Origin of the sequence: uncultured Neisseria sp., assembly GCF_951230505.1 — a bacterium.
Lineage (GTDB): Bacteria > Pseudomonadota > Gammaproteobacteria > Burkholderiales > Neisseriaceae > Neisseria.
Map to the genome: position 1 here is coordinate 1 of NZ_CATNVN010000048.1, position 12,871 is coordinate 12,871.

A 12,871-nucleotide genomic window follows, 5' to 3' on the forward strand; every position below is an offset into this window, starting at 1 on the left:
TTGGTGATTGTGGACGAACAACACCGCTTCGGCGTCGCCCAACGCCTCGCCCTTAAAAACAAAGGGCGCGACGTCCACCAACTGATGATGTCCGCCACGCCCATCCCGCGCACGCTTGCCATGAGCTTCTTCGCCGACTTGGACGTGTCCGTCATCGACGAATTGCCGCCCGGGCGCACCCCGATTAAAACCCGCCTCGTCAACAACGTCCGCCGCGCCGAAGTCGAAGGTTTCGTCCTTAATATTTGTCGCAAAGGGCAGCAGGCATACTGGGTTTGTCCGTTGATTGAAGAGAGCGAAACCTTGCAACTGCAAACCGCCACCGAAACCCTCGAGCAGCTTCAGACGGCCTTACCCGAACTTAGCATCGGCTTGGTACACGGGCGCATGAAAGCCGCCGAAAAAGCCGAAGTCATGGCGGAATTTGCCGCAGGCCGTCTGAACGTCTTGGTTGCCACCACCGTCATCGAAGTCGGCGTAGATGTACCCAACGCCGCCCTGATGGTCATCGAACACGCCGAGCGCATGGGCTTGGCGCAGCTGCACCAATTACGCGGACGGGTAGGGCGCGGCGCGGCAGAAAGCGTGTGCGTCCTCCTGTTTGCGGAGCCCTTGAGCGAACTCGCCAAAGCGCGGTTGAAAGTCATCTACGAACACACCGACGGCTTCGAAATCGCCCGCCAAGACCTCAACATCCGCGGCCCCGGCGAATTTCTCGGCGCGCGGCAAAGCGGCGTCCCCATGCTGCGTTTCGCCAACCTTGAAGAAGATTTACACCTCTTGGAACAAGTGCGCGAAATCGCCCCTTTGCTGATTGAACAAAACCCTGAAATCGTTGAAGCACATTTGGCAAGATGGCTTTCCAGCAGGGAAGGTTATTTGGGCGTATAAAATTTGCTTGAAAAGAAAAAGGCCGTCTGAAAACAGACGGCCTTTGATTTGGCTGGATAGGGGTTTAGAAACCTTGCGCCAACATGGCATCGGCAACTTTGACGAAACCGGCAATGTTCGCACCATTGACATAGTTCACTTTGTCGCCGACTTTGCCGTATTTCAGGCAGGATTCGTGGATATTGTGCATGATGTCGAACAGGCGTTGGTCGACTTCTTCACGAGTCCAAGACAGGCGGATGGCGTTTTGACTCATTTCCAAACCTGAAGTCGCTACGCCGCCGGCGTTGGAGGCTTTGCCCGGAGCGTAGAGGATGCCGGCTTTGATAAATTGTTCGACCGCACCCAAAGTTGACGGCATGTTCGCACCTTCTGCAACCACATAGCAACCGTTTGCCAGCAAGATTTTGGCAGCATCTGCGTCCAATTCGTTTTGGGTGGCGCAAGGCAGGGCGACTTCGGCCGCGATGTTCCACGGTTTTTGGTTTTCAAAGTATTGCAGGCCTTGTTCTTTGGCGTAAGTGGCCACGCGTTCGCGGCGTACTTCTTTCAGCTCGATCAAAGCGGCCAGTTGCGCTTCGGTCATACCGCTGTCAGGGAAGAGGACAAAGCCGTTGGAGTCGGAAACGGTCAATACTTTTGCACCCAGTTGGATGGCTTTTTCGGCAGCGTATTGCGCCACGTTGCCGGAGCCGGAAATTAACACGCGTTTGCCTTCGATGCTGTCGTTGCGGGTTTCCAACATGGCTTGGGCAAAATACACGCAGCCGTAGCCGGTGGCTTCAGGGCGAATCAGGCTACCGCCCCATTCGAGGCCTTTGCCGGTCAGGACGGAAGCAAATTCGTTGCGGATTTTTTTGTATTGGCCGAACAGATAGCCGATTTCGCGGCCGCCTACGCCGATGTCGCCGGCAGGAACGTCGGTATCGGCGCCGATGTGGCGGTAGAGTTCGGTCATAAAGGCTTGGCAGAAGCGCATTACTTCGGCATCGGATTTGCCTTTAGGATCAAAGTCGGAGCCGCCTTTGCCGCCGCCCATAGGCAGGGTGGTCAACGCATTTTTGAAGACTTGTTCAAAGGCGAGGAATTTCAACACGCCCAAATCGACGGTCGGGTGGAAACGTAAACCGCCTTTGTAAGGGCCGATGGCGGAACTCATTTGAATGCGGTAGCCGCGGTTGACTTGAACTTGGCCTTTGTCGTCCATCCAAGTGACGCGGAACATAATCACGCGCTCCGGTTCAACAATACGCTCAAGCAGGCTTTGTTGGGTGTATTTCGGGTTTTTCGCCAAAAACGGGTCGAGGCTCATGAACACTTCTTCAACAGCTTGGTGGAAGGGTTCTTGGTTGGGGTTGCGTTGTTTAAGATTGGTAAACAGGGTGTTCAGGTCAGTCATTTTTCAACTCCTATTGAGTGAGATGTTTCAATATTTATGTTTTGAAATATAGCTGTAAAAATTTTACTTGCCAAGGAAAATTTTGCCTAGATTGTTGACATTATTTTTTTACCAATTTGTAAAAATGGAATTATATTTCAAATTTAATTAAAAATATTTAAATATATTTTCTTAAATATATTTTATTAAAAATAAAATGCTGAGTAATTAAACTAGAAAATGTTGAAAATTTTTTTGTAAAAATTTAATTAAGCTCAAAAATTTGTGTAAATTAGCGCTAAATTGTCAACATTGTTAATGAGTGTACTACGCGAATATGGGGAAGATTGCCCCATTGAAGACAGAGAGGCAGGCTGTCTGAAAATTCGGTACAATACGCATCAAACTCCCACAACACATACATTAAGGAAACCCATGAAAGCCTATCACGACCTTATGCGCCATGTTCTCGACAATGGTATCGACAAATCCGACCGTACCGGCACCGGCACGCGTTCCGTGTTTGGTTACCAAATGCGTTTTGATTTGAGTGAAGGCTTTCCGCTATTGACCACCAAAAAACTGCATCTGCGCTCGATTATTCATGAGCTGCTTTGGTTTCTTAAAGGCGATACCAACATCAAATACCTGAAAGACAACAATGTGTCTATTTGGGACGAATGGGCGGATGAAAACGGCGATTTAGGCCCGGTTTACGGCTACCAATGGCGAAGCTGGCCCGCACCCGACGGCCGCCATATCGACCAAATTGCCAATGTGGTTGAACAAATCAAAAAAAATCCCGACTCGCGCCGTCTGATTGTATCGGCATGGAATCCCGCTTTGGTCGACGAAATGGCCTTGCCGCCTTGCCATGCGCTGTTTCAGTTTTACGTTGCCAACGGCAAACTGTCTTGCCAGCTTTACCAACGCAGCGCCGATATTTTCCTTGGCGTACCGTTCAACATCGCCAGCTATGCATTGTTGACCATGATGATGGCGCAAGTATGCGGCTTGGAAGCCGGTGAGTTTATCCATACGTTTGGTGATGCCCATTTGTACAGCAACCATATCGAGCAGGCCCAACTACAATTAAGCCGCGATTTCCGAAAACTGCCGACCATGAAAATCAACCCTGAAGTCAAAGACTTGTTTGATTTCAAATTTGAAGACTTTGAATTGGAAGGCTACGATCCGCATCCGCACATCAAAGCAGCCGTATCGGTGTAATCTAAATTAAAAATAAAAAGGCCGTCTGAAACTTCAGACGGCCTTTTTATTTGATTTGAGTTGTCAGATTTTCTCTCAACGGATAAGCGTATTTCCGTTAAAATACGCCTTCTTTTCCGATTCGAAATATTGCCATGCGCCTGACCCACATCAAACTCTCCGGCTTCAAATCTTTTACCGATCCGACCACGATTCATGTGCCGGGGCAGCTTGTTGCGGTTATCGGGCCAAACGGCTGCGGCAAGTCGAATGTGATTGACGCGGTGCGCTGGGTGTTAGGCGAGGCTTCGGCGAAGCAGCTTCGCGGCGAGAGTATGCAGGATGTGATTTTTAACGGTGCAGCAACGCGCCGTCCTGCGCCGAGGGCTTCGGTGGAGCTGGTGTTTGACAACAGCAACCACAGTTTGCAAGGCGCGTGGGGGCAGTATGCCGAGGTGAGCATCAAGCGGCAGCTGACGCGTCAGGGCGAATCGACTTATTTCATCAACAATCAGACTGTGCGCCGCCGAGACATTACCGATTTGTTTTTAGGTACGGGCGTAGGTGCGCGCGGTTATGCCGTTATCGAGCAGGGGATGATTTCGCGCATCATCGAAGCGCGGCCGGAGGAGTTGCGCGCCTATATAGAAGAGGCGGCGGGCGTGTCCAAATATAAGGAACGCCGCAAGGAGACGGAAGGCCGTCTGAAAGACACGCGCGAGCATTTGCAGCGTTTGGGCGATTTGCAGACCGAATTGGCGCGTCAGGTGGAAAAGCTGGAGAAACAGGCGGAAACCGCCGAACGCTACAAATCCTTGACCGCGCAGTTGAACCGCCAGCAGGATTTGCTCGATTACGCCCAATGGCAGCAATCGCTTGCCGCCGCCGACAAGGCGACCGCGCAGCATCAGTCTTTGCAGGCGCAGCAGGACGAAACCGCCGCGCAGGTTCAGGCGTTAAACGACGAAGTACACGCCTTGCAGACCGCCGAACAGTCGCAGCAGCAGGCGGTGCATGAATTGAGCAACAAACGCGGCGTGTTGCGCGAGCAGATTGCCCGTTTGGAAGAGCAAATCCGCCATCAGCAAAACCTGCATCAACGCATCGAACGCGACAAGCAGGCGGCGCAGGCGCAGATGCAGCGCATCCATCAGGAGCAGCAGCAAATCCGCGTACAGCTTGAAGAAAACGAGTTGCAGACCGAAGAAAAGCAAACCGAGTTGGCGGAATGGGCGATGCAGGTTGCCGAACACGAAGAGCGTCTGCCCGAATTGGAAGAAGCCCAAGCCACGCTCAACGCCGCCTTCCAAACCCAGCAGGACGAGGCAAACCGCATCCGCCGCGAACTGGCGTTGAAGCAGCAGCAGCTTGCCCATGCCGAACAAACCGTTGCCAAGCACGAAGAGCGCAAAGGTCGTCTGAAACAGGAAAACCAAGCCCTGAACCTGCCCGACGAAGCGGAAACCGCCGCCGCGCAGGAAGCAGCCGCCTTGTTGCAAAGCCAGCAAGAGTATTACGAAGAACAAATCATTGCCGCCGAAGAAGCTTTACACGCCGCCCGAGAGGCATTTCAGACGGCCTCAAACCGCTTCCAAAGCCTGAAGCAGCAACACATCACTTTGCAGGCGCAGCAGCAGGCGTTGTCGCAAATCCTGTCGCAACAGCAGGAGGCCGCCGACTTCTGGCAGGCAACCGACCACACCGCCGCGCCGCAACTGTGGCAACACGTCACCGCGCCCGCCGAGTGGCAGCACGCCTTGTCCGTCATCCTTGCCGAACGCCTGCACGCCCGCAGCGTGCCGCAAGGCTTCGTTCCGCCCGCGCCATTGCCGCAGGGGCAGGCGGCATGGCTTTCAGACGACCTCTCCGGCGGCATCAAAAAATCCCTACCCGTACAGGCATTGCTGAACCAAATCCAAGCGCAGCCGCCGTTTCAGACGGCATTGCACCATTGGCTCGACGGCGTATTGTGCGCGCCCGATTTGAGCTACGCCCTCGCGCATCAAAGCGATTTGGGCGCACACCAAATCTGGCTCACGCCCGAAGGCCATCAGGTCGATAAAGTCAGCGTCCTGCTCTATGCAAAACCTGCGCAGGAAAGCCTGATTGCCCAAAAAGCGCGCCTTGACGGCATCGCGTCCGAACTGGAAAACCTTGCCCCCGAACTTTCCGCCGCCGAAGCTGCGTTCAAACAGGCGGAAGCCGCCGTGCGCTCGTCCGAAGTGCAACATAAAAACCTGATGCAGCAGCAACAGCAGCACACGCGCCAATACAGCCAGGCGCAGCAACGCGCCGCCGAACTTCTGGCACGTACCAACCAAGGGCAAATCCGCCGCGAACACATCGCCCATGAACTGGCACAGTTGGCGGAAGAGCAGACCGTGTTGCAACATACTTCAGACGGCCTTGCAGACGATATTGTTACCTTGCAAGAGGCTGCCGCCGAACTCGAACACCAACAGCAAACTGCCGCGCACAGCCGCCAAGAGCAGCAAGGCCGTCTGAAACAGGCGCAGCTTGCCCTTTTGGAAGCTAACCGCCAATACGGGCTGGCCGAAGTTGCCGTTCACAAGCTCAACCAGCAAAAACAAAACTACCAGCAGCAAATTGCCCAACTTGAACAGCAAACATTCGATTGGCAGGAGCGCCAGCAAGAGCTTGCCCTCGCCTATGAAACCGAGTTCCAAAACGACGAGCAGCACATCAAGCTCGAAGAATTGAGCGAAGCCGTACAGACTTTGGACGAAGAATATATTGTCGTACAGGAGAGACTCGCGCAGATTCAGGAGCAGGGCAGGGAGCAATACACTAAAGTGCAAACCCTGCAAACCAAGCTGCCGCAGCTTCAGGCCGCCACCCAAACCGCCCTGTTGCAGCAGCAGGAAGCTCTGATCAACGCCAAACGCTATCATCAAAACCTGACCGAACGCGCCGCTGATTTGGACACGCTCGAAGCGTTGGCGAAAGAATCGCCGAAAGTATTGAACAGCAGCATCGGCAACCTCACCCAGCAAATCGAAGCCCTCGGCGCCGTCAACCTCGCCGCCCTGCAAGAACTCGAAGAAGCGCGCGAACGCGACGGCTACTACCGCAGCCAAAGCGAAGACGTGCAGGCCGCCATCACTCTTTTGGAAGAAGCCATCGCCCAAATCGACGACAAAACTAAAGAGCGTTTCAAAGAAACCTTCGATGCCGTCAACGGCAAAGTCCAAACCTTCTTCCCGACCCTGTTCGGCGGCGGTGAAGCTACCCTCAAAATGATAGGCGACGACCTCCTGACAGCTGGCGTGTCCATCATGGCTCGTCCCCCGGGCAAGAAAAACAGCACTATCCACCTCCTCTCCGGCGGCGAAAAAGCTCTCACCGCCATGAGCCTCGTGTTCGCCCTGTTCAGCCTCAACCCCGCTCCCTTCTGCCTTTTGGACGAAGTCGACGCTCCGTTGGACGACGCCAACACCTCGCGTTTCTGCAACCTGGTCAAAGAAATGTCGGCGCAAACCCAGTTCCTCTACATCTCCCACAACCGCCTGACCATGGAAATGGCGGAGCAGCTGGTCGGCGTAACCATGCAGGAAAAAGGCGTATCGCGCGTCGTTGCCGTGGACATCAAACAGGCATTGGAAATGGCTGAACCGTGATAGGGGGAGGGAATTTTTATTGCGCTTGATACGGAAAGGTCGTCTGAAAAACGAAATTAGGTTTCAGACGACCTTTCCGTCAATCGAAATAGGGTTTTGGATTCAGATACCAAGCTGCTAATGTTTGGGTCTTTAAATATAGTCGAATATAAAGATTCAGATAGAAACCGACCAAATTTTATGAGAGTAAACATGAACGAAACCGAGCGAGTTCCTTTTCATGAAAAGCGCAGGCAGCATTTTTTGAGTGAGGAAAGATGGAAATTCATTGTTGAGAAAACACCGGAAACAATGAAAATCTTTAAAGATAATTCCAATTCAAATAATTTAGAACTGAGAAACTCCTACGGTTTGGCAGCATTTACAAAAATGGATTATGTAAAGTCCAGTTATACCGCTGGAGAACCTGTCGGCGAACCTCCTGGTATGTTTGATGAAATTATTGAAATATTGGAAGTTTCCACCAAATTCTGGCAGAAAAACAAAGCCGAATTAAACGAAATCGGCTACTACACCAGCCCGATGCCGTGGTTTTATGCTGAATACTATCTTAAGACGCTGCACCTCATCGCGCTGTGCAACCTCCTCCAACGCGAAGACCTGCTCCCGCACCTGCTCGAAGTCATCCTTGCCAATGCAGAAGATGATTTAGAACCTGACTCCACTATCGAAGACTTTTTGGACTACCATTTTAAAAATCGTCCCGATCCGGATTATGTTCAAATGGGCAAACATGCCATTTTATTCGGCGAAGCTATGCGTGGCGAAACCAAAGAAAAACAACTGGAATCTCTCAGTACCTACCTCAAAGACTGGTATCGCGAAATGATCGGCATGAGCGACCTTGAGTACCAATCCCACCTCGATCCTGAGCAGAACGGTTATTGCGGCTACTGGGCATTCGAAGCCGCCGCCATTGCTTATCTTGATGATTTGGACGATACCGAATTGCGCCAATCCCCTTATTACCCCAAAGATATGGTTGACTGGGCGAGGGAACAGAAGCGCAAGCGAGGAGGCGAAGCCAAAGGTAAAGTTGATTAGTTTGGAAAAGTTTAAATATTAAAAGGTCGTCTGAAAACCCAATACGGTTTCAGCCGACCTTTTTCTTAAACAATTAAAATTAGATATGGTCGATTTGTTTATGTTGGTAAAAGGGGAATTTATATAGACTAACCGGATGAAACAAAATTTCTTATAAAGCTGTAATTCTGGTTAACAGGGCATCGCCATTAAAAATGGTTATTAACAAAGCTAATTCATTAGGAGGGATAATGACAAAAAGATTTTAATATAGAGAAGTAAACTGATATTATTTGTCATTGTTTGAGAAGTATTATTTCATGGAGCATCCACTATGATTCGCAAGATTTTTTGTTTCATTATTTTATTCTTGAATGTTGAGATATATGGGATGTCGCCAGCCCCATTTCCTGATGGGGATGTGAATATTACTTTAAAAAATAATGAACCATGTATCTATATAGACAGAGACGATTTAATAGACGGATATGTGATTTATATATACTATTATGATAGTGATAATTCTTTTGAGTATAAAAGTGCCTTTGACAAAAATTATCCGGTAAAAGATAAATGTATACCAATGAATACACAAAACTTTCCCGGTATTGATTTAAGGGAGAATGTTAGATATGAATTTAAACTTATACCTCAAGAGTTGGTTGAGTATGAAGGGTATAGCGCCTATACAAAGAGTAATTTTACTGGTTTATCAGGAGCATATTGTTTTAAAAAAATAGATGGGCAAATGGAAGTACAAGATTTTAATTACCGTCTTGATAAATGCGTAGACCGGACTGTTTCATCTGACAATGGCATCAAACCTAAAAAACAAAAAAGTTGGTGGTATTTATTGATTACTTGGTTCATGGATTTGTGGTTTAAATAAATTGTAGTAAGCGTGTGGAAAAATGCCAATATTACAAATGTCTTGACCTTTTTATGTCGGACGGAGCTTTATTGTTTCGACGTATTATCTTTGGCTCGTTGAGGCTGCCCCGAGCGCTGGTTGCTGCCATTGACGGCATCGCGCCATGCTTTGCGTTCGGCTTCGATTTTGGCAGCTACTTCGTGAACCATGGTTTCTTGTTTTTTGACGGCCGGCTCTTCCGGTGTATTGTCGGAAAAGTGGAGGCCGTACCACAAGGCGGCGAAAATACTGCAGACGAAGATAACGGCAATCAGGCCGATGATAGCCTGTTTGCCAGCGAGGGGTTTTTCGGGGGGAGGGACGAGGACATCGAAGCAGTCGGCGCAATCGAGGGCGAAGCAGACGTTTTCGGCTTCTTTGCGGCCACGCCGGCCTTCTGTGATGTTGAAGGAGATGTGTTGCCCTTCGGCCGGAAGGCGGGTAAGGGTGGTGAAGGCGGCAAGGGCAAGAAAGATTTCTTGGCCTGTGTCTTCTATGGTAGCGGCTCCGAAGCCGCGCTTGCTGTTCCAGCGAGTAATCGTTCCGTAATAGCGCATAATGTATGTGGGGATATTATTATAGGTAACAGTTTTTCCTTGGACTGATTTTAAATCAAAAAGTTTAGTTATTGTCTTAATTTTACACTAGATTTATCTTGTTGGAAGAAGACGGGCCGTCTGAAGGATTTCAGACGGCCTGTATGGTTTATGCCTACTTATTAAGCACTTTTTGGAAGGTGTTGATCAGGTGTTGCGCAATGGCACGGCTGCCGAATTGTTGCAGGCAATCTTGGCGCAAGCGGACGGGATCGTATTGTGCATGATTTTCGTAGAGGGTGAGCAATGCTTTGGTTAGTTCCGGTATGTTTTCGATTGGAACCAGCAGGCCGTTGTCGGATGTGACGATGGATTCGGGGCCGCCGCAGCGTGTGGCGATGACGGGCAAACCTTGTGACAGAGCTTCGATATAGACGACGCCGAAGGTCTCGGTACGGCTGGCGAGGACGAATGCGTTGCTGTGGCGCATGAGATCTAAGGTTTGGTCGGTGGTCAATGCGCCGGTAAAGGTAACGGCGTGGTTGATGCCCAAGTCGCTAGCCAGTTGTTTCAGACGACCTTCTTCTGCGCCGCCGCCGCCGATTTTGAGTTTGAGCTGCGGATAGGTTTTGAGTGCTTCGGCAAAAGCAGGCAGGAGCAGGTCGTGGCCTTTGAGGTGGCGCAGGTGGGAGACGCTGCAGAAGGTAAAGTTTTGATTGTCTTTTTCGGGGAACTCGAAATCCTGTTCAAAATTGCCGCCCAGCATATTGGGCAGGTATTGCCAGTCTGTACCGGCGTAGGTTTTTTCGAGAATGCGGCAGAAATCACGGCTGACGGCGAACCGGGCTGCGCTGTGGCGCACGGCTTCGTGCATGGACGGCCATTGGTTTTTGCGGACAAGGCCGCGTGAAATGGCGCTGCTGTGTTCGGTAATCACATAGGGAATGCCGTATTTTTTGAAGATGGCACAGGCCAAAATGGCGGCGTAGTTGACGCAATGGGCGTGAATTACGTCGGGTTTGCCGTTGTCTGCGATATAGGCTTCAAAAGCTTTCATGCCTGCGTTGACCCAGCGGATGCGGTCGATATCGACAACCGGACAGCGCGGGAAGAAATACATGCTGTCATAGGCGTAAGTGTTGAGTCCGCCTTGCTGATGGCGGCGCAGGCCGTAGAAGCGCGAGAAGATGGTTTTCGGCTGGCTTCTCAAGTAGCGGAACATTGGTACGACCATGCCGATTTTCATGCCTTCGCGTTGCAGGGCTTTGGCTTGGAGACGGAAAAAGATTCCGTCCACGTCAGTTTCGGAAGAAGGATACCAGGAGGGGATAACGACAATATGCATGATGTGTTTTTTATGGAAGTAGATAACGGCGAGGCCGTCTGAAAAGAAAAGATATCTTTCAGACGGCCTTTTGTATATTTAGTTCAATCAGTTGCCGGCAACCGTCATTTTGGAAACCAAGATGGAGCCGATTTGGTTGGACGAACGGCGTAATGCGTCGTCTGCCACGCCGATGATGTCGCGGTACATATCCTGCAAACGTCCGGCAATGGTGATTTCCTGAACCGGATAGGCAATGACGCCGTTTTCCACCCAAAAACCGGCCGCACCGCGCGAGTAGTCGCCGGTAATGCCGTTGACGCCTTGTCCCATCAATTCGGTAACCAGCAAACCTGTTCCCATTTCTTTCAATAGGTCGGCCTGCGTGGCGTGGGTGTGGTTCAGATACAGATTGTGCGCGCCGCCGGCATTGCCCGTTGTCTGCATGCCGAGTTTTTTCGCGCTGTAACTGCTGAGGAAATAGCCTTCGACTATGCCGTCTTTCACCACAAAACGCGGCTGCGTGGCGACGCCTTCGGCATCGAAATAAGTGCTGCGGAACGAGCGCAGGATATGCGGTTCTTCACGAAGGCTGAGAAACTCAGGCAGCACCTGTTTGCCGATGCTGTCAATCAGGAAGCTGCTTTGACGGTAAAGCGCGCCCCCGCTGAGTGCGCCGATAAGGTGGCCGATTAAACCGACTGCGACAGTGGTGTCGAATAGTACGGGATAGCTGCCGGTCGGAACGCTGCGGCTGTTCAGACGGCGTAAAGTCCGTTCGGCTGCAGTTTGGCCGATGAGTTCGGGCGCGTCCATGTCTTCGTGACGGCAGGAAGAATCGTACCAATAGTCGCGTTGCATGCCGTGTTCGTCGCTGGCGACCACGCTGCAAGAAATGCTGTGGTGCGTGCTTTGCTGGTGTGCGGCAAAGCCGTGGGTGTTGCCGTAGACGTATTGGTAATGGCCGGTATGAACCGATGCGCCTTCGGAATTTTCAATGCGTTTGTCCGTTGACAGCGCGGCCTGTTCGCATTGCTTGGCCAAATCGATGGCGGATTCGGTACTCAAATCCCATTCATGGTAGCGGTCGAGGTCGCCGATATGGGTTGCCATCAAGGCAGCGTCGGCAAGACCGGCACAATCGTCTTCGGCGGTATAGCGCGCAATATCGATGGCGGCTTTGACCGTATCTTGCAGGGCGCGTTCGGAGAAGTCGGCAGTGCTGGCGCGGCCTTTGCGTTGACCGACATAGACCGTAATGTCTAAAGATTTGTCTTGTTGGAACTCGATTTGTTCGATTTCGCCCAAGCGCACGCTGACGCTTTGGCCGAGCGACTCGCTGAAATCGGCTTCTGCCGAGGTGGCGCCGGATTGTTTGGCCAAATCCAGCGTGTGTCCGCACAAGCGCAACAGCTCGTCCGGTGTGTGGTTAAACAGCATAAAAAGGTTTCCTGACAGGGTTTTGCGGCATTTTAACCGTTTCAGACGGCCTCTGCAAAAATCGCACGGAAAGGCCGTCTGAAAACTGATAAAATAGGCAGATTCAGAAAATCAGGGAAACACAATGTTTGAACAAGAAGACGAATGGGTCAGCAAAACCCAAATGAAAAAGCAGATGAACGATTTGCAGGCTTTGGGTATGGAATTGACCAAGCTCTCCAGCGATACGCTGAAAAAAATCGGCTTGGACGAAGAGCTGTTCGAGGCGATTGCCACCTATAAAAAAATCACGTCCAACAGCGCGCTCAAACGCCAAGCCCAATTTATCGGCCGCCTGATGCGCGATACCAACCCGGCGCCCATCGAAGCCTATTTGGCCAAACTGCGCGGCGACAATACGGCACACAATGCTTTTTTGCAACGCGTCGAGCAGGCGCGTACCCGACTGTTGGCAGACGATGGCGCGATTACCCAATTTATGGCCGATTTTCCGCAAGCCGATGCCGGCAAATTGCGCACCTT

At 51.2% G+C, this 12,871-nt stretch carries 10 protein-coding genes; 6 read left to right on the forward strand and 4 right to left on the reverse strand.

The genetic code is table 11. The features are described 5' to 3' along the window. Window positions 1-891: ATP-dependent DNA helicase RecG (locus tag Q1M25_RS04700; protein ID WP_300482295.1), on the forward strand; the 891-nt coding region annotated here is incomplete at its 5' end. A 64-nt stretch (window positions 892-955) separates the two neighbouring features. Here Q1M25_RS04700 and gdhA read toward each other — a convergent pair. Continuing rightward, on the reverse strand, window positions 956-2,290 hold the full coding sequence (gene gdhA, locus Q1M25_RS04705) for an NADP-specific glutamate dehydrogenase (protein WP_003745850.1): 1,335 nt from the start codon (window positions 2,288-2,290) through the stop codon (window positions 956-958). 414 nt (window positions 2,291-2,704) lie between these two features. On the opposite strand from gdhA, the gene Q1M25_RS04710 reads away from it, so the two are divergent. The 4 genes from Q1M25_RS04710 to Q1M25_RS04725 all read left to right on the forward strand — a co-directional run bounded on the left by Q1M25_RS04710 (window position 2,705) and on the right by Q1M25_RS04725 (window position 9,028). Then, window positions 2,705-3,499, forward strand: coding sequence for a thymidylate synthase (locus Q1M25_RS04710; protein WP_300482298.1), 795 nt, complete (start codon window positions 2,705-2,707; stop codon window positions 3,497-3,499). Window positions 3,500-3,633: 134 nt separating this feature from the next. Then, complete coding sequence (gene smc / locus Q1M25_RS04715; protein ID WP_300482300.1) at window positions 3,634-7,116, forward strand: chromosome segregation protein SMC; 3,483 nt, start codon at window positions 3,634-3,636, stop codon at window positions 7,114-7,116. A gap of 369 nt (window positions 7,117-7,485) precedes the next feature. Further along, window positions 7,486-8,160 carry a PoNe immunity protein domain-containing protein gene (locus Q1M25_RS04720; protein ID WP_300482302.1) on the forward strand — a complete coding sequence of 225 codons (675 nt, stop codon included), beginning with the start codon at window positions 7,486-7,488 and terminating at the stop codon, window positions 8,158-8,160. A gap of 313 nt (window positions 8,161-8,473) precedes the next feature. Beyond that, window positions 8,474-9,028 (forward strand): hypothetical protein, encoded by a 555-nt coding sequence (locus tag Q1M25_RS04725; RefSeq protein WP_300482304.1) that lies wholly within the window; start codon window positions 8,474-8,476, stop codon window positions 9,026-9,028. A 68-nt stretch (window positions 9,029-9,096) separates the two neighbouring features. Here Q1M25_RS04725 and Q1M25_RS04730 read toward each other — a convergent pair whose 3' ends face one another. The 3 genes from Q1M25_RS04730 to pmbA form a co-directional block, all read right to left on the reverse strand. Next, window positions 9,097-9,606, reverse strand: a complete 510-nt coding sequence (locus tag Q1M25_RS04730) for a cold shock domain-containing protein (RefSeq protein ID WP_300482306.1) — start codon at window positions 9,604-9,606, stop codon at window positions 9,097-9,099. 154 nt (window positions 9,607-9,760) lie between these two features. Continuing rightward, window positions 9,761-10,930: a glycosyltransferase gene (locus tag Q1M25_RS04735; RefSeq protein ID WP_300482309.1), complete on the reverse strand. Its 1,170-nt coding sequence runs from the start codon at window positions 10,928-10,930 to the stop codon at window positions 9,761-9,763. An 87-nt stretch (window positions 10,931-11,017) separates the two neighbouring features. After that, window positions 11,018-12,349 (reverse strand): metalloprotease PmbA, encoded by a 1,332-nt coding sequence (pmbA, locus tag Q1M25_RS04740; RefSeq protein WP_249551926.1) that lies wholly within the window; start codon window positions 12,347-12,349, stop codon window positions 11,018-11,020. Window positions 12,350-12,473: 124 nt separating this feature from the next. Here pmbA and yjgA point away from each other — a divergent pair. Further along, window positions 12,474-12,871: ribosome biogenesis factor YjgA (yjgA, locus tag Q1M25_RS04745; protein WP_300482313.1), on the forward strand; the 398-nt coding region annotated here is incomplete at its 3' end.